Source organism: Pseudomonas tremae (genome assembly GCF_001401155.1).
GTDB classification, from domain to species: domain Bacteria; phylum Pseudomonadota; class Gammaproteobacteria; order Pseudomonadales; family Pseudomonadaceae; genus Aquipseudomonas; species Aquipseudomonas tremae.
The window spans coordinates 101,349-122,943 of sequence record NZ_LJRO01000352.1; the positions used below are offsets into that span (position 1 = coordinate 101,349).

The 21,595-nt window shown below is 60.6% G+C and carries 22 protein-coding genes and 1 pseudogene; 10 read left to right on the top strand and 13 right to left on the bottom strand.

All coding sequences use genetic code 11. From position 1 onward, the window contains the following. Window positions 1–286: 286 nt before the first annotated feature. The 3 genes from eutC to exaC all read right to left on the bottom strand — a co-directional run bounded on the left by eutC (window position 287) and on the right by exaC (window position 4,381). A complete protein-coding gene (gene eutC, locus ALO43_RS19445) occupies window positions 287–1,150 on the bottom strand; it encodes an ethanolamine ammonia-lyase subunit EutC (RefSeq protein WP_005887255.1) in 864 nt (287 codons plus the stop codon). Further along, a complete protein-coding gene (locus ALO43_RS19450; protein WP_005887257.1) occupies window positions 1,147–2,541 on the bottom strand; it encodes an ethanolamine ammonia-lyase subunit EutB in 1,395 nt (464 codons plus the stop codon). Before ALO43_RS19450 ends, eutC begins: the two co-directional genes overlap by 4 nt. 319 nt (window positions 2,542–2,860) lie before the next feature. Then, complete coding sequence (gene exaC, locus ALO43_RS19455; protein WP_005887259.1) at window positions 2,861–4,381, bottom strand: acetaldehyde dehydrogenase ExaC; 1,521 nt, start codon at window positions 4,379–4,381, stop codon at window positions 2,861–2,863. 225 nt (window positions 4,382–4,606) lie between these two features. On the opposite strand from exaC, the gene mpl reads away from it, so the two are divergent. The 3 genes from mpl to ALO43_RS19470 are packed head-to-tail and all read left to right on the top strand — an operon-like array spanning window position 4,607 to window position 6,859. Next, entirely contained in the window at window positions 4,607–5,956 is a 1,350-nt protein-coding gene (gene mpl, locus ALO43_RS19460) for a UDP-N-acetylmuramate:L-alanyl-gamma-D-glutamyl-meso-diaminopimelate ligase (protein ID WP_054997931.1), read from the top strand. Beyond that, a complete protein-coding gene (gene ubiX, locus ALO43_RS19465; RefSeq protein ID WP_005887265.1) occupies window positions 5,953–6,582 on the top strand; it encodes a flavin prenyltransferase UbiX in 630 nt (209 codons plus the stop codon). The genes mpl and ubiX overlap by 4 nt, the downstream gene beginning before the upstream one ends. Then, window positions 6,575–6,859 (top strand): YceK/YidQ family lipoprotein, encoded by a 285-nt coding sequence (locus ALO43_RS19470; protein WP_054997932.1) that lies wholly within the window; start codon window positions 6,575–6,577, stop codon window positions 6,857–6,859. The genes ubiX and ALO43_RS19470 overlap by 8 nt, the downstream gene beginning before the upstream one ends. A 101-nt stretch (window positions 6,860–6,960) precedes the next feature. Here the strand turns inward: ALO43_RS19470 and ALO43_RS19475 are convergent, their stop codons facing one another. The 3 genes and pseudogenes from ALO43_RS19475 to ALO43_RS31765 form a co-directional block, all read right to left on the bottom strand. Next, the gene (locus ALO43_RS19475) at window positions 6,961–7,602 is read right to left on the bottom strand and encodes an oxidoreductase (protein WP_024670264.1); all 642 of its coding nucleotides are present in this window, start codon (window positions 7,600–7,602) and stop codon (window positions 6,961–6,963) included. A gap of 26 nt (window positions 7,603–7,628) precedes the next feature. After that, window positions 7,629–9,356, bottom strand: coding sequence for a C13 family peptidase (locus tag ALO43_RS19480; RefSeq protein WP_053480412.1), 1,728 nt, complete (start codon window positions 9,354–9,356; stop codon window positions 7,629–7,631). A gap of 140 nt (window positions 9,357–9,496) precedes the next feature. Continuing rightward, window positions 9,497–9,634: pseudogene (locus ALO43_RS31765) on the bottom strand (hypothetical protein); the annotation flags it as partial. Window positions 9,635–9,820: 186 nt separating this feature from the next. Between ALO43_RS31765 and ALO43_RS19485 the strand changes: the two are divergent. Genes ALO43_RS19485 through ALO43_RS19495 form a run of 3 tightly spaced genes read left to right on the top strand, consistent with a single transcriptional unit; the run spans window position 9,821 to window position 11,503 of the window. After that, window positions 9,821–10,183, top strand: coding sequence for a CidA/LrgA family protein (locus tag ALO43_RS19485; RefSeq protein ID WP_005887274.1), 363 nt, complete (start codon window positions 9,821–9,823; stop codon window positions 10,181–10,183). Beyond that, on the top strand, window positions 10,180–10,896 hold the full coding sequence (locus tag ALO43_RS19490; RefSeq protein ID WP_005887276.1) for an LrgB family protein: 717 nt from the start codon (window positions 10,180–10,182) through the stop codon (window positions 10,894–10,896). Before ALO43_RS19485 ends, ALO43_RS19490 begins: the two co-directional genes overlap by 4 nt. Window positions 10,897–10,912: 16 nt before the next feature. After that, on the top strand, window positions 10,913–11,503 hold the full coding sequence (locus ALO43_RS19495; RefSeq protein WP_005887277.1) for an LON peptidase substrate-binding domain-containing protein: 591 nt from the start codon (window positions 10,913–10,915) through the stop codon (window positions 11,501–11,503). A gap of 143 nt (window positions 11,504–11,646) precedes the next feature. On the opposite strand, the gene ALO43_RS19500 is transcribed toward ALO43_RS19495, so the two are convergent. The 6 genes from ALO43_RS19500 to ALO43_RS19525 all read right to left on the bottom strand — a co-directional run bounded on the left by ALO43_RS19500 (window position 11,647) and on the right by ALO43_RS19525 (window position 16,289). Beyond that, window positions 11,647–12,210 carry a DUF4136 domain-containing protein gene (locus ALO43_RS19500; RefSeq protein WP_054997933.1) on the bottom strand — a complete coding sequence of 188 codons (564 nt, stop codon included), beginning with the start codon at window positions 12,208–12,210 and terminating at the stop codon, window positions 11,647–11,649. Between the two features lie 17 nt (window positions 12,211–12,227). Next, complete coding sequence (locus ALO43_RS19505) at window positions 12,228–12,851, bottom strand: DUF4136 domain-containing protein (protein WP_024670267.1); 624 nt, start codon at window positions 12,849–12,851, stop codon at window positions 12,228–12,230. 19 nt (window positions 12,852–12,870) lie between these two features. Further along, on the bottom strand, window positions 12,871–13,620 hold the full coding sequence (locus tag ALO43_RS19510; protein ID WP_005887282.1) for a methyltransferase domain-containing protein: 750 nt from the start codon (window positions 13,618–13,620) through the stop codon (window positions 12,871–12,873). After that, window positions 13,617–13,922, bottom strand: a complete 306-nt coding sequence (locus ALO43_RS19515; protein ID WP_005887283.1) for a MazG-like family protein — start codon at window positions 13,920–13,922, stop codon at window positions 13,617–13,619. Before ALO43_RS19515 ends, ALO43_RS19510 begins: the two co-directional genes overlap by 4 nt. 120 nt (window positions 13,923–14,042) lie before the next feature. Continuing rightward, entirely contained in the window at window positions 14,043–14,903 is an 861-nt protein-coding gene (locus tag ALO43_RS19520; RefSeq protein ID WP_053480413.1) for a MaoC/PaaZ C-terminal domain-containing protein, read from the bottom strand. A gap of 30 nt (window positions 14,904–14,933) precedes the next feature. Then, window positions 14,934–16,289: a 3-oxoacyl-ACP reductase gene (locus ALO43_RS19525; RefSeq protein WP_005887287.1), complete on the bottom strand. Its 1,356-nt coding sequence runs from the start codon at window positions 16,287–16,289 to the stop codon at window positions 14,934–14,936. Window positions 16,290–16,397: 108 nt separating this feature from the next. On the opposite strand from ALO43_RS19525, the gene ALO43_RS19530 reads away from it, so the two are divergent. The 3 genes from ALO43_RS19530 to ALO43_RS19540 all read left to right on the top strand — a co-directional run bounded on the left by ALO43_RS19530 (window position 16,398) and on the right by ALO43_RS19540 (window position 19,575). Continuing rightward, the gene (locus ALO43_RS19530; RefSeq protein ID WP_024670271.1) at window positions 16,398–17,675 is read left to right on the top strand and encodes an acetyl-CoA C-acetyltransferase; all 1,278 of its coding nucleotides are present in this window, start codon (window positions 16,398–16,400) and stop codon (window positions 17,673–17,675) included. A gap of 174 nt (window positions 17,676–17,849) precedes the next feature. Next, window positions 17,850–18,128: a hypothetical protein gene (locus tag ALO43_RS19535; RefSeq protein WP_005887291.1), complete on the top strand. Its 279-nt coding sequence runs from the start codon at window positions 17,850–17,852 to the stop codon at window positions 18,126–18,128. Between the two features lie 31 nt (window positions 18,129–18,159). Further along, a complete protein-coding gene (locus ALO43_RS19540) occupies window positions 18,160–19,575 on the top strand; it encodes a DUF726 domain-containing protein (protein ID WP_024670272.1) in 1,416 nt (471 codons plus the stop codon). A gap of 6 nt (window positions 19,576–19,581) precedes the next feature. Here the strand turns inward: ALO43_RS19540 and ALO43_RS19545 are convergent, their stop codons facing one another. Then, window positions 19,582–20,610: a bile acid:sodium symporter family protein gene (locus ALO43_RS19545; RefSeq protein WP_032618584.1), complete on the bottom strand. Its 1,029-nt coding sequence runs from the start codon at window positions 20,608–20,610 to the stop codon at window positions 19,582–19,584. Window positions 20,611–20,695: 85 nt separating this feature from the next. Here ALO43_RS19545 and ALO43_RS19550 point away from each other — a divergent pair, with 85 nt between their 5' ends. Further along, entirely contained in the window at window positions 20,696–21,499 is an 804-nt protein-coding gene (locus ALO43_RS19550) for an AraC family transcriptional regulator (RefSeq protein ID WP_024670273.1), read from the top strand. Window positions 21,500–21,595 lie beyond the last annotated feature (96 nt).

The following is a 21,595-nucleotide window of genomic DNA, read 5'->3' on the forward strand; positions in this document are numbered from 1 at the left end:
AGGCGATCACCCTGTCCGGGGTCGCATGCGGAAGAAGCGGCTGCGCGGCATTATAGAAGCAGAATGCGCAGAAGAGGTTCCGTAATAATGCGCGGGCAGGTTTGTGTGATCATCGATGACCAACTGGCGACGGTCGACCTTGGCTAGGCAGACGTCGGTGAGAATCCGTTCGCGTTTCAACAAAAGCGATGAGTCGCTCGACAGAGCTGGCAAAAGCCCGGAAGTCTTACTTCGTCTTTATTGGCCAGCGCCAGATAGATGGCCGACTCATCGAGTCGCAGGCAAGCTAATGCGGATCAGTCGGACCATCGAGCAGGAAATTGCCGATCTGCTTGCCTGAATTGTCGGCAGATCCATCGGACTCCAGGGTCTTCAACTCGGCTTCATCCTTAAGGCTGACGCCGGAAATCTTCCGTCGGCAGGCTTCGCGCATCAGGTACAGCAGGCGGTGCGCGGCCATCGCGTAACTCAGCCCTTCCAGACGCACGTTGGAAATGCAATTGCGATGCGCGTCATTCAGGCCTGCCTTGGGGGCGTAGGTGAAATACAGCCCCAGGCTGTCAGGGGAACTCAGGCCGGGGCGTTCGCCGATCAGGATGACCACCATCTTCGCGCCGAGCAGCTCACCGATTTCGTCCGCGACGGCCACGCGGCCCTGTTCGACCATGATCACAGGCGACAGCGTCCAGCCGTCGGAACTGGCTTGTTCTTCGAGCCGGGTGAGAAAGGGCACGGCATGCCGATGCACGGCGAGGGCCGACAGGCCGTCGGCCACCACCACGGCAAGATCAAGACCGCCTGGGTGAGCTGCAGCGTAGTCGCGCAGTGTCTGCGCAGACTCGTCGTTCAGGCGACGGCCCAGGTCCGGGCGTTGCAGGTAGCAGTGCCGGTCGGCAGCAGCGCTGTGCAGCAGCAAGGTTTCGCGGCCTTTTTCAGTCAGTTGAGCGCTGATCGCCGCGTGATCGAACGCGAGATGCACGGCGTCGCGCGCTTGGGCATGTGCGGCTTGAAAGTCGAGCTGCGCGGCGGTAGGCAAGCTGGTACCGGTGCGGCCCAGCGCAATGCGTGCCGAGGTCAGGCGGCGCAGTTCCAGCCAGGGGTTGGCTGGCTGGGTGCTGTCTTGGATCTCGTTCATCGGCTTGTCACTCATGCGATGTGCGCCAGTGCCTGGCGAAAGGCGAGCGGAAGGCTGTCACCGAAGCGCACGCGGCCGTCGGCCTGAGTGAAGATGCCCATTTTTTCCAGCCACGCTTCGTATTCCGGTGCGGGACGCAGGCCCAGGCTTTGTCGGGCGTACAGCGCATCGTGGAACGAGGTGGTCTGGTAATTGAGCATGATGTCATCGGAGCCGGGAATACCCATGATGAAGTTGATCCCGGCCACCCCCAGCAGCGTCAGCAGGGTGTCCATGTCGTCCTGGTCGGCCTCGGCGTGGTTGGTGTAGCAGATGTCGCAGCCCATCGGCACACCCAGCAACTTGCCGCAGAAGTGATCCTCCAGACCTGCACGGATGATCTGTTTGCCGTTGTATAGGTACTCCGGGCCGATGAAACCGACCACGGTATTGACCAGAAACGGGTTGAAATGCCGTGCGACGGCGTAGGCGCGGGTCTCACAGGTCTGCTGATCGACGCCGTGGTGGGCGTTGGCTGACAGCGCGCTGCCTTGCCCGGTCTCGAAATACATCAGGTTATTGCCGAGGGTGCCACGGTTCAGGCTCAGTCCCGCTTCATAGCCTTCCTGCAGCAACTTGAGGCTGATGCCGAAACTGGCATTGGCGGCCTCTGTGCCGGTGATCGACTGAAAAACCAGGTCTACCGGCACGCCCCGGTTGATCACCTCAATGGACGTGGTGACGTGGGTCAGTACGCAGGACTGGGTCGGGATTTCATAGCGCTGGACGATGGCGTCGAGCATTTCCAGCAACGCGACGATGGATGAAGTGCTATCAGTGGCCGGATTGATGCCGATCATGGCGTCGCCGTTGCCGTACAGCAGGCCGTCCAGCACGCTGGCGGCAATGCCGGACGGGTCATCGGTGGGGTGATTGGGCTGCAGGCGGGTCGACAATCGACCGCGCAGGCCCATGGTGTTGCGAAAACGGGTGACGACACGGATTTTCTGCGCCACCAGCACCAGATCCTGCACACGCATGATCTTCGATACTGCGGCGGCCATCTCCGGTGTCAGGCCCGGTGCCAGCGCACGCAAGCTGGTTTCGTCGGCCAGGTCGCTGAGCAGCCAGTCACGAAAGCCGCCGACGGTCAGGTGGCTGACCGGCGCGAAGGCCGCTTTGTCGTGAGTGTCGATGATCAGGCGGGTGACTTCGTCCTGTTCGTAAGGGATCAGGGCTTCCTGGAGAAAATGAGTGAGCGGAATATTCGCCAGCGCCATCTGTGCGGCTACTCGTTCGCCGTCATTTTGCGCCGCGACTTCCGCGAGGTAATCACCGGAACGCGCCGGGCTGGCCTTGGCCATGACTTCTTTGAGGCTGTCGAAGCGGTACGTCTGCGCACCGACAGAATGGGAAAAGCTCGCCATACAGATTCTCCATGACGTCGCGCTGCTCGCGTCGAACGTAGTCTTTCGGCCAAACCGGTGACGTCCCGGTTCATACGACTGTGGGAAGCGATGTAAGCAATTAATACTCCATTCGGGCCGCAAGTGCGATTTTGTAGGCTTAAACGGAGGGTCCAGGGGCGGGTTGCATCATCCAGGAGCGATGAGCGGTCGTATGATGCACAGCGTTGGTGCGCGTGTTTTTAATGGCGCAGAGCTTCAGAAACAGCGTTACCACGCCGGAGCGTGGTAACGATCATCGATCTCGAAATGACTATCGATCATCAAGCTATCAGCGGGCTTAGAAAAAACCCAGCGGATGGGTGTCGTAGCTCACCAACAGGTTTTTGGTCTGCTGGTAATGCTCAAGCGCGACTTTGTGGGTTTCGCGGCCGACGCCGGATTTCTTGTAACCACCGAATGCGGCGTGCGCCGGGTACAGGTGGTAGCAGTTGGTCCAGACGCGTCCTGCCTTGATCGCTCGGCCCACGCGGTAAGCGCGGTTGATGTCACGGGTCCACAGGCCGGCGCCCAGACCAAACTCGGTGTCGTTGGCGATCGCCACAGCTTCTGCTTCGTCCTTGAAGGTCGTGACGCTGACTACCGGGCCGAAGATTTCCTCTTGGAAGACGCGCATCTTGTTATTGCCTTTAAGCAATGTCGGCTGGATGTAGTAACCCGTCGACAGATCGCCCTCCAGCTTCTCGACCTTGCCACCGGTCAGCAACTCGGCGCCTTCGCCCTTGGCGATGTCGAGGTACGAAAGAATCTTGTCGAATTGTTGCTCGGACGCCTGGGCACCGACCATCGTGTCGGTGTCGAGCGGGTCGCCACGCTTGATCTTCTCGACCTTGCGCAGCACTGCTTCCATGAACTGCGGGTAAATCGATTCCTGCACCAGTGCGCGGGAAGGGCAGGTGCAGACTTCGCCCTGATTGAAGAACGCCAGCACCAGACCTTCGGCGGCTTTGTCGATGAACTCCGGTTCGGCGCTCATGATGTCTTCAAAGAAGATGTTCGGCGACTTGCCGCCCAGCTCGACGGTAGACGGGATGATGTTGTCCGCGGCTAGTTTCATGATATGCGAGCCGACGGGTGTCGAGCCGGTGAAGGCGATTTTGGCGATACGCTTGCTGCTGGCCAACGCCTCACCTGCCTCGCGGCCATAGCCCTGGACGATGTTCAGTACGCCAGGAGGCAGCAGGTCGCCGATGAGTTCGATCAGCACGCTGATCCCCAGCGGGGTCTGTTCGGCAGGCTTGAGCACGATGCAGTTACCGGCAGCCAGCGCCGGGGCGAGTTTCCAGGCGGCCATCAGGATCGGGAAGTTCCACGGGATGATCTGCCCGACCACGCCCAGCGGCTCGTGAATGTGGTACGCCACGGTGTTGCCGTCTATTTCGGCAGCGCTGCCTTCCTGAGCGCGCAGCACCCCAGCGAAGTAGCGGAAGTGGTCAGCGGCCAGCGGAATATCGGCGTTGAGGGTTTCGCGAATCGCCTTGCCGTTGTCCCAGGTCTCGGTGATGGCCAGAACTTCCAGATTGGCTTCGATGCGGTCGGCGATTTTCAGCAGGACCAGCGAACGGGCCTGTACTGAGGTCGAGCCCCAAGCGTCGGCGGCAGCGTGCGCAGCGTCGAGTGCTTTTTCGATGTCTTCGGCAGTAGAACGCGGGAATTCGGCAATGGGCTTGCCGTTGACGGGCGATGTGTTGGTGAAGTACTGACCTTTGACCGGCGCGACGAATTCGCCGCCAATATAGTTACCGTAGCGTTCCTTGAAGTTGACGATAGCGCCTTCGGTACCGGGATGAGCGTAACGCATGGTATGTCTCCTGGTTCTTGTTGTGAGGGAGTCTGTGTCGATTCTGCTTTCGGGTGTGTGGCAACAGGCGTTCAAGAATAGGCCATTTGTATTCAGCCGTGATCAGGACTTTAGGCTTATCTGCCGCGCATTGAAATGCCCCGCGCGCGCAATCCGGCGCACAAACTCAGGGTGCCATTTCACCGCCCCTACGTTAACCTGCGTGGATGTTCTGAGAGGTTGGTCATGCACATTCATATCCTTGGTATCTGCGGCACGTTCATGGGTTCGCTGGCGGTACTCGCCAAAGAGTTGGGCCATCGGGTTACCGGGTCCGACGCCAATGTCTACCCGCCGATGAGCACCCAGCTCGAAGCTCAGGGCATCGAGTTGACGCAGGGTTACGATCCTGTGCAACTGATTCCGGCACCGGATCTGGTGGTCGTCGGCAACGCGCTGTCGCGTGGCAACCCGGCGGTTGAATATGTCTTGAATCAAGGCTTGCCCTACGTGTCTGGTCCGCAATGGCTGGCGGACCACGTGCTGCAGGGCCGCTGGGTATTGGCGGTGGCCGGTACGCACGGCAAGACCACCACCAGCAGCATGCTGGCCTGGGTACTGGAACACGCGGGCATGAGCCCCGGCTTTTTGATTGGCGGCATCCCACAAAACTTCGCGGTATCGGCTCGTCTGGGCGGGACCCCGTTTTTCGTGGTGGAAGCCGACGAATACGACAGCGCCTTCTTCGACAAACGCTCCAAGTTCGTCCACTACCGTCCGCGCACTGCGATCCTCAACAATCTTGAGTTCGATCACGCCGACATTTTTCCCGATCTGCCAGCCATCGAGCGCCAGTTTCACCACTTGGTGCGCACCATCCCGAGCGAAGGTCTTGTGATTCACCCGACCACAGAGCCCGCGCTGTCACGCGTCATCGAGATGGGCTGCTGGACGCCGGTGCAGACCACGGGTCAGGGCGGTCAGTGGCAGGCGCGGCTGTTGAGCGAAGACGGTTCGCGATTCGAAGTGCTGTTCGAGGGTGAGCTACAGGGCGCCGTCGAATGGGACATGACCGGTCAGCACAACGTCGCCAATGCGCTGGCGACCCTCGCTGCCGCGCGCCATGTCGGCGTGGTGCCATTGCTTGGCGTGCAGGCATTGAGCGCGTTCAAAAGCGTCAAGCGCCGTATGGAAAAGGTCGCCGACGTTCGCGGCATTACCATTTATGACGATTTTGCTCACCACCCGACTGCGATCGCGACCACCCTGGATGGTCTGCGCAAGAAGGTCGGCGCTGCGCCGATCATTGCGGTTATCGAGCCACGCTCCAATTCCATGAAGCTCGGCGCACACCGCGACGGTCTGCCGGAAAGCGTGAACCAGGCCGATCAGGTGGTCTGGTATGCGCCGCCCAATCTGGGCTGGGACCTTGCTGCCACCGTAGCTGGGGGAACTGTACCAGCGCAGGTATGTGATTCGATTGAAGCGATTATCGATCAGGTGAAGAGCCATGTGCAGCCCGGCACGCACATCGTGATCATGAGCAACGGCGGCTTTGGCGGTCTGCACGGTAAACTGGCCGAGGCGCTGAAATGAGCGGCCCGGATCGCGTCACGGTTGCCATGACCGGCGCATCGGGGGCGCAATATGGCCTGCGTTTGCTGGATTGTCTGGTGCGAGAGGATCGGGAAGTACACTTCCTCATTTCCAAGGCTGCGCAACTGGTGATGGCCACCGAGACAGATGTGCGCCTGCCGCCCAAGCCGATGATGATGCAAGCCTTCCTGACTGAGTACACCGGCGCCTCAGCCGGGCAGATTCGTGTGTATGGCCGTGACGACTGGATGTCGCCAGTCGCTTCGGGTTCGGGTTCGCCCAGCGCAATGGTGGTAGTGCCGTGTTCCACAGGGTCGCTGTCGGCAATTGCCACCGGCGCGTGCAACAACCTGATCGAGCGTGCCGCCGATGTGACGCTGAAAGAGCGTCGTCAGTTGATTATTGTGCCTCGCGAGGCGCCTTTTTCCAGCATTCACCTGGAGCACATGCTCAAGCTGTCGAACATGGGGGTGGTGATTCTTCCGGCATCTCCCGGTTTTTATCATCAGCCGCAAACCATCGACGACCTCGTGGACTTCGTGGTTGCGCGAATTCTCAATCTGCTGAATATCCCTCAGGACATGCTGCCGCGCTGGGGGGAGCACCATGTGGGCGCGGATGAGTAAGCTGCTGCTGGTGGCGTTGGTGCTGACACTGACCGGCTGCGCCACGGCGCGCACCCTGAATCCGGCGAAGCCTGGCGCGCCAGTGGTGTATGCGGGTACCCGGCTGAACATGTACGCGCTGCAGGGCGGCTGCTGTGCCGCCGACCGTTTTGGTGCAGAAGCCCCGAGCTATCCGGGCCTGGACCTGCCTGGCAGCGCGCTGCTCGACACCTTGTTGCTGCCGCTGTCGTTGCTGACGGCGGCGGGCTTCGGAGTGCAGGCTACGGGTGGGCTTTAGGGGGTTGATCTTCTTGCACTAGTACCAGGACGACTATCGTGCCATTGCTCTGCGTCACGAATCGTCAGTCTGGGAACGATCATCAAGCTCCTGCCGCCGGCTTATTTGCCCAGCTTGCGCAGCTCATCCGACTCGACAATCCGCACACCATTCTGTTCTTCCAATGCAAGACGCCACATCGCGCGGGCCAGTTGGCAGGCTTCGATGGCGCCGTATTTGCCCGGGATCAGTTTGGCGATGGGGGCGGCCAATTGTTCGACCCAGCGGGTTTCACTGCGGCTTCCCACCAGCAGGGAAGGGCGGGCGATGGTCAGTTGCGGCCAGTCCTGGGCACGAAGCGCCTGTTCCGTTTCGCCTTTGATGCGGTTGTAGAAAGTGCTGGATTTGGGGTCTGCCCCAATGGCGCTGATGACCAGTAAATGACGCGCACCCAGCTCGCGTGCCCGCTGCGCGAAGGCAACTACCAGGTCCAGGTCGACCGCCTTGAAAGCGTCCTGCGAACCTGCTTGCTTGATCGTGGTGCCCAGGCAGCAGAAAGCAATGTCCACACGCCCATCCAGTGCAGGCAGCAGCGCAGTCAGATCGCCGACCGGGTTCTCGAGGTGGGGATGTTCCGCCAGCGGGCGGCGCGTCGGGGCCAATACGCGGCTGACGGTTGGCTCGTTGAGCAGGCGATCAAGCAAATGCTCGCCGGTAAGCCCCGTGGCTCCTGCAAGCAGGATGTGTTGCGGCGTCAGATACATAGACTTCTCCCTTGATTCTGATAAGCCTAGCGGCTTGTCGAGGTCTTCGCTTCCGTGCGATTCAACGCCGTATTCAAAGCGCGTTCGGCCTGGCTTCTGCGCAACTGCTGCCAGCGCGCCAGAACTCCTTTGGGTGCCCATATCTGCGGCTCGGAGGCCTCGAAACTCTCTTCGGTCTCGCGTCGCGCGACATAGGTTTTGGCATCATTGAAAGCTTGTTGCAGGTCATCGGTTTCGACCAGTGCCCGGGCAAATAGTGCATCGCCGAAATAAGTGAAGTCGGCTTCTTCCGAGCAGCCGAACGAGACCCTGTCTTCGCGTGAGGCGGTCATGATCAGGGTACGCTCGTCTTTGAGGTCCGGGATGAAACCACCGGAGTAACAGGCCGAAATCACCACTACCTTGTCGCGATTTTTCAGCGGTGCAAGGGCGGCAGCCAAGGCGTCGGCGGGCAGGTCGGCCAGCGACAGGCGTGGTTGATCCAGCACCAGCTCGTGGTCCTGAGTGCCGTGGCTGGTCAGGTAAATGAACACCAGGTCTTCCGGGCCGGAGCGCTGGGCGATGGTCTGGACTGCGCGCGTGATGGTCTCACGGGTGGCCATCGGGCGGTCAGCCATGTGGTCGCGGTGGTTGACCAGGCTGATCTGGCCGGCAGCGCCGAATCGGGATTTGAGCAGGTTGCTGACGTAGTCCGCCTCGCGCATGAACACACTTTGCTTGCCGTCGCCCCCCACAACCAGCGTGTACAACTCGGTTGCCGGCGTGGAGGCTGGCACGGCAGCGAGAGCCTTGTCCAGAAGGCTGCCTTGCGCCAGCAACCCGGCTTCCAGCGGATCGGGCAGTAGCTTGCCTTTGGCATCACGCACGCGTTGGCCGTTGGTCCAGATGCCTCTTTCTTCCTTGCCTTCCGGCGATATCAGTACGCCGTTGCCCTGATAGGTGTCATCGGCGAATTGACCGACATAGCGGCTGCCGTCAGCCAGTTGCAACTGACCTTGGCCCGAAAAGCGCCAGTTGTCGAAGTCGCCCTTGTAGCGACTGCCGTCGGAGCCGATCAGTTCGCCCTTGCCGGTCAGCGCGCCCTCTTTGAATTCACCGCTCCAGACATCGCCATCGCTATTTTCATAGCGGCCCTGGCCGTCAATCTGGCTGTTGCGGAAGTGGCCGACGTATTGATCGCCGTCAGCGCTGGTAAAGCTGCCGACGCCTTGCAACTGGCCGTTGACGAAGTTGCCACTGTATTGGTTACCGCTGGCGTCACTGCGTGAGCCCTCGCCGTTGGCTTTGCCATTGGCGAACATGCCTTGGTGCTGGCTGCCGTCTTCCAGCTCCAGACGACCAGGGCCGTCGTACAGCCCGGCCTTGAACTGGCCTCGGTACAGCACGCCTTTGTCTTTTTGCGTGCCTTCGCCATCGCGCAGCCCGAGTTTGAAGTTCCCCACATAGCTCGCGCCGTTGTGGCTTGTCAGTCGGCCCTGGCCGTGAAACAGGCCTAGTTCAAAGCCGCCTTTGTAGACATCGCCGTTGGCTGCGTGCCATTCACCCTGGCCCTGCCACAGGCCTTTCTCGAACTGCCCGGCGTACCAGCTGCCGTTCGGGTAATCGATTCGCCCCTGGCCCTGCAACGCACCGTTGACGATGTCACCGCGATAACGTCCGCCGTCTGGCAGACGGCCGTCGGGGGGCAGCAGTGATTCGCCATCACCGCAGCCTGCGATCAAGAGGGTCAAAGCCAGTGGAGCGAGCGCGCGCATGTGATATCCCGGGAGATTGATTCAACGGCGGCCTCGGCTCTGCTTGAGCAGATGTCTTGGGGCACGACCGCAGAGGAGTATGCCGCAGCGAGTAAGCGGGATGAAACAGTCTGTTACGACTGTTTCATGTTTTAAACGTGTTACACGAAACAAAGCGTCAGCGGTTCAGCGATAAAGGCAGGGTTTTCCTGCCCCTCGACCTCCGTCACGTCAGTCAGCCAGACCACGAAACGAACGCGCGCACTGACCGGCAGCGGCTGAATAAAGCGCACGCCTTCCTTGTCCGATGGGTTTTATTCGCAATAGCTGCGATCGTCGGGTTGCAGGTGAATCACAAGATCAGCAGCGGGCTGGCCGGTGCTCAAGTGACCGACGGCGCGCGAATACCGGGTCATGGTCTCTAGCCCGGCGTGTTTATAATGACGCCGTGACGTCGCCGGATTGGTTTATTTGCTGGAGTTCTCATGTTGTTACGGGGTTTGACATGGTTGGTGCTGTTCCAGTTACTGGGAACGGCACTCAACCATCTGTTTCTGTCGATACTGCCAGGGCCGATCATCGGCCTGGTATTGCTGATGGCCTATCTGATGATGCGTGGTGAAGTTAGCGAACCTGTCAGCGTGGCGGCCAGCAGCCTGTTGCGTTATCTGCCACTGCTGCTGGTGCCGCCAGCTGTCGGTGTGATGGTTTACGCATCCGCCATCGCCGAGGATTTCTGGGCGATCTTCGGCACGCTCACCTTGTCGCTGATGATTTCACTGACGTTTGCCGGCTGGCTGATGCAGAAACTCATCCAGCGTCAGAGCCGTCGCCGGGAGGTTTCATGAGCATGGACTGGCACGGTGCGTGGCTGTCGGTGATTCACCATCCCTTGTTCGGGATCGCGATCACGTTGGGGGCTTATCAACTGGCGATGGCCGCGTACGAAAAAACCCGCTGGCTGTTCCTGCAGCCCGTGCTGGTGTCGATGATTGTGGTGATCGGGGTCGTGCTGTTCTGTGGCCTTGAGTACGAAGAGTACCGTAAAAGCACTGAAATCCTCGGTACGCTGCTGGGGCCTGCCACCGTTGCGCTGGCCGTGCCGCTGTATCTGAACATGCGACGGATTCGGCAGTTGCTCTGGCCGGTGTTGACTACGCTGGTAATCGGCGGGGTATTTGCCACCGGGCTTTGCGTGGGGCTCGGAGTACTGTTTGGCGCCGATCACATGATCCTGATGACCATGGCGCCGAAGTCGGTGACCTCGCCGATCGCCATGCTGGTGGCCGAGCAGATTGGCGGAGTCGCTGCGCTGGCGGCGGTTTTTGTATTGATTACCGGGGTATTTGGTGCCATTTTCGGCCCGGGTCTGCTGTCGCTGGCCGGGGTGGATCATCCCGCAGCTCGCGGCATGGCACTGGGCTTGACCGCGCATGCGGTGGGAACGTCTGTGGCACTGCAGGAAGGTGAGGAATCGGGGGCTTTTGCTGCGTTGGCAATGAGTCTGATGGGCGTTGCAACGGCATTGTTCCTGCCGCTGGCAATGTCGCTGGCCATTTGAAGGGAGGGGGCTTTACATGACATTGCCATTGTTTCCACTGAACGCCGTACTGTTTCCGGGCTGCGTTCTTGATCTGCAGCTGTTTGAAGCACGCTATCTGGACATGATCGGCCGCTGTATGAAGCAGGGCCAGGGCTTTGGTGTGGTGTGCATCACCGAGGGCAGCGAGGCCGGGTCTGTGCCAGACGGCTACTCGCGGATTGGCTGCGAAGCGCTGGTCGAGGATTTCGAGCAGCAGGACAACGGTCTTCTGGGCATCCGGGTCGTGGGTGGCCGCCGCTTCCGGGTAGTCGCAGCCGAAGTTCAGCGCGATCAATTGCTGGTGGCCGAAGTCGAGTGGCTGACAGAGCCTGAAGAGCGTCCTTTGCAGGAAGAAGACGCCGACCTCGTCGCGCTGCTTGAAGCCCTTGCCGAGCACCCGATGGTCGCGTCGTTGAACATGGGCGTGTCCGCCGAGGGCCAGTATTCGTTGTCCAATCAGCTCGCCTATCTGCTGCCATTCACGGAAAAGGACAAAGTTGGCCTGCTGGAAATCGACGACCCCGAAGAGCGCCTTGACGCGATTCAGGAACTGCTTGATGAAATGCAGGGCGATATGCAGGCTTGAGGTTAAACGTAATCTCGTGCCAATGCTCCGCGTTGGCATGCATTGAGTGAGACTTTACGTCACAACCCGAAGCTACTCACTCAAGGCCGGACGCAGAGCCTGCGCAACGAGAATCGTGACTGTCGCACGGTATTAAGGCTCAATCACCGCGGCGGGTATTGCTCCAGTATCTTCGCGACGGTCGTGCGGATAGCCTGGTCGCGTTCAGCCGGGTTGCCGGCATTGTCACTGAGGATGCGCTCGGTGCTGCCGCGCCAGACCAGTTTGCCGTCCTTGCCGTCGAACAGATCAATCTGCAGGGTGCTGACCTTGTAGTCGACGCTGCGCGTTTCGGTGTTTATCGGGCCGTTCCAGTAGCCGTAGCCTCCCCAAGGGCTCCAGCCGCCGCCGTAATTGGTGCTGACGGTCTGCTGGCGATTTTCGACAATCAGCCAAGTCTGCACTTTCAGATCCGGGCGCGCGCCATTTACGGCCATGCGCAAGCCGCGCTGGTCCAGCTGCTCGCTGATCGACTGACGGATGCGCTGCTCGGTCAGGTCGCTTTTGAGGCGCGGGTCATCCGGTTGATACTGAACGCCGGGCTCCTTCCAGCTCCAGGTGCGATAACCGGCGAAATCCCGCTGGGCATCAAAGTCGCGATTGATCGAGTTGCTCTGACAGGCAGCCAGTAGCACAGCGCAGGACAGCAGGACGATACGGCGGAACATGGCAGTTCTCCGAAAGGTTACGAAGGCGGATAAGCCGTCAGCGCTTGTTGCACGGCCTGACGTAGAGCTTTGCTGCGGTCTGCCAGATTATTGCTGCTATGTGCGTCTGCACTGGCGCTCCAGACGGGCTGGCCCGTGCGGGCATCGAACAGGTTGATCTGCACCACCATGACTTTTTCCTGATACGTGCGCACCACCGGCACGCTGGCGTAACCGCCATAACCTGGCCGATAGCCACCGTAAGGTCCATAACCCGGGCCGCCACCGTAATACGGATCGACGTCTTCGCGCACCTGACGCAGGCGCACCTCCTGACGCGTCGTGGCGCTGACGTACAGGTCGGCAGGCTGATTGTTGCGGGCTGGCCGCAGGCCACGCTGATCCAGGCCATTGCTCAACGCTTCGACCACCTGCGCCGAATCCACCCAGGCTGTTCCGGGCGGCAACTGACCGTTGAGCCAGCCCCAGGTCCGGTACTTCGCATAATCTCGCGGCGGCGCAGGGTAGGCGCTCATGTCCAGCGTGTTGGCTGCCTGCGGCGGCGCAGGCGGCATAGGCAGCGAACTGGCCACGTAAGGATTGTCGCTTTGGCAGGCACTGACCCCGAAGAACAGAGCCAGCAAGGCAAGACGGTACTTCATGGTGGTCTCCGCAATAGTGTCAGACCGGACGGCAGATCCAGTGCAGGTATCGACCCAGCCCTGCAAAGGCTGGGTGACGCCGATGCGCCAGCTCCATCTCCAGCAGCTCTGTCAGTTCGGCCCGAGCCTGGAATTCTATCGGCATGTAATCGTGAAACACCCGCACACCGCTACGGGTTTCGATGCTCCACAACCCCTCAAGTTGCGCCTCTAGCTCACGAGGGTCGAGCGGTTGTTGAGGTGTCAGGCTCTGCTTTTCTCCGGCCATGTCATTCTTGCGCATCTTGCGGAAATGGCCTTTCAACAGGTTGCGATAGATCAGCGCGTCGCGGTTATAGAACGCCAGTGACAGCCAGCCGTCGTGCTTGGTCAGCTGGCGCAGCACGGGAAGGATCGTGTGCGGCTCGGCGAGCCATTCCAGCACAGCGTGGCACAGCACCAGATCATATGTGTCACTCAGTAATCCGGGCAGCGCTTGCCAAGGGGCCTGAATGAAGGTTGCCGTCTGTCCGGCATCGGCGAAACGCTGGCGCGCGCCTTCCAGCATGGGCTCGGCAGGTTCGGCCAGCGTCACCTCGTGGCCTTGCTCGGCCAGCCACAGCGACATGTGGCCCAGGCCTGCGCCGATGTCCAGCACGCGCAGTGATCGGTCCGGCAAGGCCTCGGTCAGATCCGCCTGCAGCACGGCGAGGCGAATGGCGCCTTTCGCGCCGCCATAGATCTTTTCCGCAAAGCGGGTCGCCAACTGGTCGAAATGACGGTCACTCACGGGGCGAATCTCCGTTCGCTGTCCGCCAGTTTGTTGCGTACCACTTCTTCCATGTCCAGCCCCAGTTCGCTGCACAGCAACAATAGGTAAAGAACGATATCGCCAACTTCCTGACCGGCATGCTCCAGTTGGTCGGCAGGCAGCTCGCGGGACTGGTCTTCACGCAGCCACTGGAATATTTCCACTAGCTCGGCCATCTCCACGCTGGCCGCCATGGCCAGGTTCTTGGGGCTGTGAAATGGCTTCCAGTCGTTCTGGTCGCGAATACGGTGCAGGCGTCGGGTCAACTCGTCGAGGTTCATTGTGCTCTCCTGAAGACGCATAGCTTCAGGGGGAACGGTCCGCCAGGCAAGTGGGCGTTCGGGTTTGTTTAGCCAAGGCTCAATCATGACCAGAGAGCCATGCTCCTGAATCAGGAAAACCTACCGGGTAACCGGTTGCCAGCTACCAGTCATGTGCACAATGTCATTGTCGTCATCCACCCGGAACTGCCCCTGCGAACCTCCGGCACTGGCCGACAGCATCACATCGGCAGGCAGGCGCACCGACTTCTTGAACTGTGCGCTGATTTCGATATTCGAGGTGGGCAAGTGCTCATCGAGTGCGGCCAGGGCGCGTGCCTTCAGCCACATGCCGTGAGCGATGGCCCGTGGGAAGCCGAACATCTTGGCGCTGGGTGCGCTGAGGTGAATCGGGTTGTAGTCGCCAGACACCTTGGCGTAATCGCGGCCAATCTGCGGCGGTGCCCGCCAGCTTTCCACCTGCATCAGCGGGAGCTGCACCGACTCTTCCGGCTCGGCGGACGAACTGTTCGATTCGGCAGCGGTACAAAGCATGGTGCTTTCTTCTTCCCAGAGCAGCCCCAGCCCGTCTTCGGCCTGCGTCACCAGCGTGAACATCGCGCCCTTGCGGTGCGGGCGCAGGTTGGTGGCCTGCACGCTGATGTACAGCTGACTGACGCCACCCAGCGGGCGATGGATGCGGATGCAATTATCGATGTGAATCAGCCCCAACAACGGGAACGGAAATTCCTGCGACGTCATCAACTGCATCTGTAGCTGAAACGCCATGACATGCGGATAGGTCGGCGGCAGCAGGCTGCTGTCCTCAAACCCGCAGACCTTGCGATATGCCTCTACCTTTGTAGCGTCTACTGCAACCCAGCTGCGCAAGCCAAGATCGGGTAACTGCGAGCCTGTCACCTTGCGGCGGCGCATTGCCGCCTGCAGGAACAGGTTTGAAAGGGGTTGCAGAGAATCGAGGTAGCGCCAGTGAGCAGTCATTATCCATCTCCTTGAGCTTGGTACAGGGCCTCAGGCCCCGATTACACTTTGACCACATACACGCAACACTTGACCGCTCACCGCGCCGCTGCCTGCCTGGCTGAACCACGCCACCGCTTCGGCAACATCCTGAGGCGAGCCGCCCTGGCCCAAAGTACTCATGCGCCGACCCGCTTCGCGCAGAGTGAAAGGCATCTTGGCCGTCATCTTTGTTTCGATAAAACCTGGGGCAACTGCGTTGATACTGATACCACGGGCCTTGAGCGCCGGGGCCATGGCGCGGGCAAAGCCGATCAGCCCGGCCTTGCTGGTGGTGTAGTTGGTCTGACCGCGATTACCGGCGATACCGCTGATCGAGGCCATCAGCACGATTCGTGCGTTGTCGTTCAGTGCGCCGCCGTCAAGCAGGGCCTGGGTCAGTACTTGCGGGGCATTGAGGTTGACGGCCAGTACCGAGTCCCAGAAGTCCTCCGGCATGTTGGCGAGCGTCTTGTCGCGAGTAATGCCGGCATTGTGAATCAGAATATCGACGCCCCCTGGCAAGTGCTCGAGTAACTGGGCGGGAGCATCCTCGGCACAGATATCCAGCGCCAGAGCCTGGCCGCCGAGTCGCGAGGCCAGCGCTTCCAGTTCATTTCGGCTTTGTGGCACGTCCAGCAGGATGACCTGTGCGCCGTCACGCGTCAGGGTTTCGGCAATCGACGCCCCAATGCCCCGCGCAGCGCCGGTGACCACAGCCTTGCGTCCGGCCAGCGGGCGTGTCCAGTCCTGGACCTGTGTCGGGCAGGCGCTCAGGTGAACGAGCTGGCCTGTAATGAACGCCGCTTTGGGTGTGAGGAAAAAGCGCAACGCGCCTTCCAGTTGATCCTGCGCATCTTCATCCACCTGCAACAGCTTGACCGTTGCACCGTTGCGCATTTCTTTGGCCAGCGAGCGGCTGAAGCCTTCTATCGCCTGCTGAGTGCTGGCCGCCAGCGGGTCTTCCAGCGTTGCCGGCGACCTTGCCAGAATCACCACATGCGCGCAGTGGTCGAGGTTGCGCAACAGGGGTTGAAAGAAATCACGGAGCTGCTTGAGCTGGTCGGTTCGCAGGATCTGACTGGCATCGAAAACCACTGCCTTGAGCCGAGGCCCCTGATTGGCCACCCAGGTGCTGGCACCGGGCATTTCGCTGCCGAAGCTGTAAAGCGAGTCGGTCAGGCGGCTGGCGAATTGACGGACCTGATCGCCCAACGGTCCGGCGCTGATCAACAGCGTCCCTTCGACGGGGCGAAGGCGCCCGGCCTGCCAGCGCTCCAGGTGCGCAGGGGCTGGCAGACCTGTAGCGTTCACCAGACGCCGACCCATATCGGAGTTGGCGAAATCTATGTAGCGATCTGACGGCATGGAACACTCTCCTGAAGTCGGGGTTCAAAGGAATGGACCACGTTGGTACGACGTTCGTTCTTGCGATCGACACGGCTCATTCATTCGTTTGTAGAAAGGGAGTTTTCCATGACGCATCCACGTCGGGTCGCCATCGTCGGCGGTAACCGTATTCCGTTCGCGCGCTCCAACGGCCCTTACGCGAAGGCGAGCAATCAGGACATGCTGACCGCGGCCCTCGAAGGCCTGATCGAGCGTTTCAATCTGCATGGCTTGCGCTTGGGCGAAGTGGTGACCGGCGCGGTACTCAAGCACTCCAGAGACTTCAACCTGACCCGTGAATGCGTGCTGGGCTCGCGGCTGTCCGCGCAGACCCCGGCCTACGACATTCAGCAGGCCTGTGGCACCGGGCTGGAGGCGGCATTGCTGGTAGCCAACAAGATCGCGCTGGGGCAGATCGACTGCGGCATTGCCGGAGGCGTGGACACTACGTCGGATGCGCCGATAGGTGTCAATGAGGGGCTGCGCAATATCCTGCTGCAGGTCAATCGCAGCAAAACTCCTGGCGACAAGCTCAAGACCCTTCTGCAACTGCGTCCGCATCATCTCAAGCCCGAGCTGCCGCGCAACGGTGAGCCGCGCACAGGCCTTTCCATGGGGCAACATTGTGAGTTGATGGCGCAGGCCTGGGGCATAGAACGTGCGCCGCAGGACCAGCTTGCGCTGGAAAGCCACCTGAAAATGGCCGCGGCCTATGCCGAGGGCTGGCAGGATGATTTGATGACGCCCTACTTGGGGCTCAACCGTGACAACAACCTGCGCCCGGACCTGACGCTGGAGAAACTGGCGAGTCTCAAGCCCGCTTTCGAGCGCAGCGCCAAGGGTACGCTGTCGGCGGGCAACTCGACGCCGCTGACCGACGGCGCGTCCGTCGTGCTGCTGGCCAGCGAAGAGTGGGCTCGCGAGCGGGGTTTGCCGGTGCTGGCTTACTGGCGTGATGGTGAGGCGGCGGCTGTGGATTTCGTCAAGGGCGCAGAAGGGCTGCTGATGGCTCCGGTCTATGCCGTGCCGCGTCTGCTGGCCCGCAATGGCCTGACCCTTCAGGATTTTGATTACTACGAAATTCACGAAGCCTTTGCTGCTCAGGTGCTGTGTACCCTCAAGGCTTGGGAGGATGCCGATTACTGCAAGACCCGCCTGGGGCTGGACGCGCCACTGGGGACGATCGATCGCAGCAAAATGAACGTCAAAGGCAGTTCGCTCGCAGCCGGCCACCCGTTTGCCGCCACCGGAGGCCGGATCGTCGCCAACCTGGCCAAACTGCTGGATGCGGCAGGCAGCGGGCGCGGACTGATATCCATCTGCGCCGCAGGCGGGCAGGGCGTGACGGCGATACTTGAGCGTTAGGCAAATACCCGGGGACATGGGCATAATCCGCTGCTGCGTGGTCAAGGTTGGACGCGGAGCGTCCAGAACGGCATGCCCACGCGGAGCGTGGGAGCGCACTTCGTGACACTCTGCGTCACAGCCGCGCGAGGGATGACTAATCAGTACTATTGGCGTGTAACGTTGAGGTAAAGCATGGGGCTCATTATTGGCGTGTCGGTACTGGCAATTCTGATCAGCGCCGCGCTCTATCTCTTCGACAAAGGCGCGCGGACTCGCTGGTTGCGGCCTTACATCGGCCTTGCGCTGATCGGTTTGCTGATCGGCGGGATGGGGTTGCTGGTGGGGCTGGTGTCCGATGACATCGAAGGTTATTTTTTGCTGGTTGCCAAATGGGTGATCGCCGTGACCGGTATCATGTTCTGCCTGCGACTGATCATGCTGATCGCCAAACGCTTCATCGTCAGAAATTGAGCGCGCAATTCCCCATGCGTGACAGGACAACGTGGAAAATCATTTCAAGTTTCTGACCCTGCCTAAGACATCGGGCGAGGTCGCCAACGTCTTCATTCACGGATACTCGTCAGGCCACGATCTGGATGACCGGCGCATGCTGGCCAACAGCATCCCCGGCGCCTTGCGTCAGAGCGTGAATATTCTGGCCTTTTGGCCGTCGAGCCATTTCACCCAGATGGACAATCGCTCTCGCGGCCTGCTGATGGCTGCCGCTCGTGTGCATCCACTGGCGTGTGCAGCGGCGCTGGCGGGGGACCGTGTCGTGCATTTCGCGCGTATCCGCAACCGCGCCCGGGACATGGGTAAAGTGCTGCTGGCGCAACTCGATCGCTACCTGTTCGAACATCATCCGGGCGTCAAGCGCGTCAACCTGATCGGTCATTCTCTGGGCGGACGCTTGTTGATCAGTGCGCTCAAGCACCTGGAACAGCCTCTTGAGCATGGTCTGGTCGTGGACGACGTGCTGTTGATGGCTGCAGCGGTGCGCATCGAGCCCGGCGAGGCGCAAGCGCTCAAGCAGAAGATCAGCGGACGGCTGATCAACGCCTATTCCAGCGACGACCATGTGCTGCTGCTCAACCTGGGCGAGAAAAGCCTGGGGCGCACGCCGGTCGAGCATTTTGAAAACGTGCGCATGCCGGGCTACCGCCACCATCATTACTGGCGACGCTTGCACGAGGTGCTGATCGCCACCGGGTTTAGCGGCTGCGAAGGGCTGAAAACCGGTGTTGCCGTTTTACCGACAACGACCCGCGACCCGGTCTTGCAAGACACCTGGCTACATGACGTATTGGCGCGCTCGCCGGATTACGTGCTGGACGCGGCGATCAGGCACCTGCGCAGCAGTCGCTGGACCCGTCTCAAGGAAACCGAGGCGAACCGCACGTACGCCTTCGTGCGTGAGTTTCAGCTGGTTGCCGGGCACTTTCTGATCAATGCTGCCCGACGCAGAGGCGTGCCTTACACGCGAGTGCTGGGCATGCTGGCGCGGCAATATGGCCTGGACGCTGCATTGCACCAGTGCGCAACGGTCGTTGAAGTGGAAGAACTGCTGCTCGAGACCTTTTTCCGCCACGCGTTCAACAATGAACATCCACTGGTGCAAATGCCCCGTGCCAGCGTGGGCGCGATGGGTTGGGAGGTATACGCCGCGCATGTCGATGCCTTGGCCGAGCGCTTGACCGTTGCAGCGTTTTTCAAACCCGTGTTGCCTGACACCCGTGCACTGCCTGAAAAAGCGCCTGGTTCGATCAAGGGTTTGCTGGGCGCGATTCGCCAGGCCCCGGTGCAGCGCCTGCTGACACATTTCGGCACTGCGCTCAGGCCAGGCTATTCGGCGCTGATCCCGACCGTGGCGATCGTTTTCTATGCGCGCGTCACGCTTGATGACGACGCGCTGATGTAGCGTGCTTCAGGTGGCACGCGCCTCTTCCAGTGCGGCTTCCGACAATTGCTGACGGTGACGGCTGGCGTAGCTCTCGGCAATCACCGAGCACACGATCAACTGCATCGGGTGATAGATCATGATCGGTAGCAGGATCAGCCCCAGCCCAGGATTGCTGCCGAAGATCAGCGCCGCCATCGGCGCACCGGCTGCCAGAGACTTCTTGCTGGCGCAGAACACCGCAGCAACCTTGTCGGCATGATTGAACCTGAGCACCCGCGCAGTGCGTGTGGTCATCAACAGAATCACGGCCAACAGTAGCGCGGTGCCGATGAAGGCGGTCAGGAGCACGCTGTTGCCCTGGCTTTGCCACATTCCCGAAATCATCGAATTGCAGAACGCCGCGTAGACCAGCAACAGGATGACCATCTTGTCGATCAGGTTGGTGTACTTCTTGTGCCGTGCGAAGAGTTTGCCCAGCAGCGGTCGCATCAGCTGGCCCAGCACCAGCGGCAACAGGAGCATGGCGCACAGGCTCAGCAGGGTGTCACCCAGATCGATACCGCCTGCGCCAGTGCCGACCAGCAGACTCACCAACCACGGCGTGATGAAAATCCCGATGACGCTGGACATGCTGGCGTTGAGAATCGCGGCGGGAACGTTGCCGCCCGCACTGCCGGTCAGCGCCACCGAAGACGAAATGGTCGAAGGCAGGGCGCACAGGTAGAAGAAACCCAGCATCAGCAACGCCGGCACGTGCGAGCCGAGCAGTCTGTCACAGGCCAGCCATATCAGCGGGAACACCACGAAAGTGAACACCTGGATCATCACGTGCAGTCGCCAGTTGGTCAGGCCTCTTTTGATCTGCTCGCTGGAGAGGTTGACGCCGTGCAGAAAGAACACCACAAACACGCCGATGTTGATCACATATTCGGCGTGCATGTTGCCGCCGGTAGCCCCGAAACGCGGGAAAAAATAAGCCAGTACCGTGGCCAGAACCATGCCCCACAGGAACCAGTCGGTGGCGACGCGCTTGAAGTGTTTGAGTGATTGCATGGCGAACTCGGACATCTTTTGTCATCAGGGATGCGCGCAGGCTACTCTGTTGTCCCGCAGCCGTCTTGCGACACAAGGCCATAATATGCCGACTAACGGACAACCCGATCAGCGTCATCCTGAAGGAGAGCGACAGATACCGGCGCTGTCCGGTTTGCCGCGTCCGCTGTATGCCCGCGCCGAAAGCCTAAGTGCCGGTTCATGGACGCCGCCTCATCGTCACGACTGGGTGCAGTTTTCCTATGCAATCAGCGGCGTCCTGGGGGTGCATACCGCCGAGGGCAGTTTTTTTGCTCCGCCGCAGTGGGGAGTCTGGGTGCCTGCCGGGCTTGAGCATGAGGTGGTGACCTCCATGCGCGCCGAAATGCGCAGTTTGTACATTCGTAAGGCTGATTCCAGTTGGGCACCGCAGCGCTGTCGGGTTCTGGAGGTCACGCCGCTGGCCCGCGAGCTGATCAAGAGCTTTTGTCTATTGCCTGCGGACTATCCCGAGCAGGACAGCCATGAGTCACGGCTGGTGCAGGTGCTGCTGGATCAACTGGCGGGCTTGCCCGAAGTGGGATTCTCACTGCCGTTGCCGCGTCATCCGCGCTTGCTGGGGCTGTGCAACGAATTGATCGAGGAACCCGGCCAGTTGATTACCTTGCACGACTGGGCCGATCGTCTGGGGACGTCGGAGAAAACCCTGATGCGCCTGTTTCAGCGTGAAACCGGGTTGAGCTTCCGGGGCTGGCGTCAGCGAGCACGCTTGCTGTCTTCGCTTTCTGCACTGGAAGAGGGCGCCAGTGTCACCCGGACCGCGCTGGCCTGCGGCTATGACTCGACATCAGCCTTCATCGCAGCGTTCAAGGGGTTGTTCGGCTATACACCCGGCGATCTGTTCAAGTGAAATCGCATGGCCTGGGCTCACTGAGCCGGGTATATCGTCGTGTTTTTTCTGCCTTTACATGTTTTGTCCCGGAATATCTTTCTTCTGCCGCGCGGC

Bases quoted from the DNA above. Each gene is read 5' to 3' on its own strand.
- exaC (WP_005887259.1), bottom strand. From the start codon at position 4,381: ATGCGTTACGCTCATCCCGGTACCGAAGGCGCTATCGTCAACTTCAAG.
- mpl (WP_054997931.1), top strand. From the start codon at position 4,607: ATGCACATTCATATCCTTGGTATCTGCGGCACGTTCATGGGTTCGCTG.
- ALO43_RS19535 (WP_005887291.1), top strand. From the start codon at position 17,850: ATGGGGCTCATTATTGGCGTGTCGGTACTGGCAATTCTGATCAGCGCC.
- ubiX (WP_005887265.1), top strand. From the start codon at position 5,953: ATGAGCGGCCCGGATCGCGTCACGGTTGCCATGACCGGCGCATCGGGG.
- ALO43_RS19480 (WP_053480412.1), bottom strand. From the start codon at position 9,356: ATGCGCGCGCTCGCTCCACTGGCTTTGACCCTCTTGATCGCAGGCTGC.
- ALO43_RS19500 (WP_054997933.1), bottom strand. From the start codon at position 12,210: ATGTTCCGCCGTATCGTCCTGCTGTCCTGCGCTGTGCTACTGGCTGCC.
- ALO43_RS19515 (WP_005887283.1), bottom strand. From the start codon at position 13,922: ATGAACCTCGACGAGTTGACCCGACGCCTGCACCGTATTCGCGACCAG.
- ALO43_RS19470 (WP_054997932.1), top strand. From the start codon at position 6,575: ATGAGTAAGCTGCTGCTGGTGGCGTTGGTGCTGACACTGACCGGCTGC.
- eutC (WP_005887255.1), bottom strand. From the start codon at position 1,150: ATGAGTGACAAGCCGATGAACGAGATCCAAGACAGCACCCAGCCAGCC.
- ALO43_RS19485 (WP_005887274.1), top strand. From the start codon at position 9,821: ATGTTGTTACGGGGTTTGACATGGTTGGTGCTGTTCCAGTTACTGGGA.
- ALO43_RS19495 (WP_005887277.1), top strand. From the start codon at position 10,913: ATGACATTGCCATTGTTTCCACTGAACGCCGTACTGTTTCCGGGCTGC.
- ALO43_RS19505 (WP_024670267.1), bottom strand. From the start codon at position 12,851: ATGAAGTACCGTCTTGCCTTGCTGGCTCTGTTCTTCGGGGTCAGTGCC.
- ALO43_RS19520 (WP_053480413.1), bottom strand. From the start codon at position 14,903: ATGACTGCTCACTGGCGCTACCTCGATTCTCTGCAACCCCTTTCAAAC.
- ALO43_RS19530 (WP_024670271.1), top strand. From the start codon at position 16,398: ATGACGCATCCACGTCGGGTCGCCATCGTCGGCGGTAACCGTATTCCG.
- ALO43_RS19545 (WP_032618584.1), bottom strand. From the start codon at position 20,610: ATGCAATCACTCAAACACTTCAAGCGCGTCGCCACCGACTGGTTCCTG.
- ALO43_RS19490 (WP_005887276.1), top strand. From the start codon at position 10,180: ATGAGCATGGACTGGCACGGTGCGTGGCTGTCGGTGATTCACCATCCC.
- ALO43_RS19550 (WP_024670273.1), top strand. From the start codon at position 20,696: ATGCCGACTAACGGACAACCCGATCAGCGTCATCCTGAAGGAGAGCGA.
- ALO43_RS19475 (WP_024670264.1), bottom strand. From the start codon at position 7,602: ATGTATCTGACGCCGCAACACATCCTGCTTGCAGGAGCCACGGGGCTT.
- ALO43_RS19525 (WP_005887287.1), bottom strand. From the start codon at position 16,289: ATGCCGTCAGATCGCTACATAGATTTCGCCAACTCCGATATGGGTCGG.
- ALO43_RS19450 (WP_005887257.1), bottom strand. From the start codon at position 2,541: ATGGCGAGCTTTTCCCATTCTGTCGGTGCGCAGACGTACCGCTTCGAC.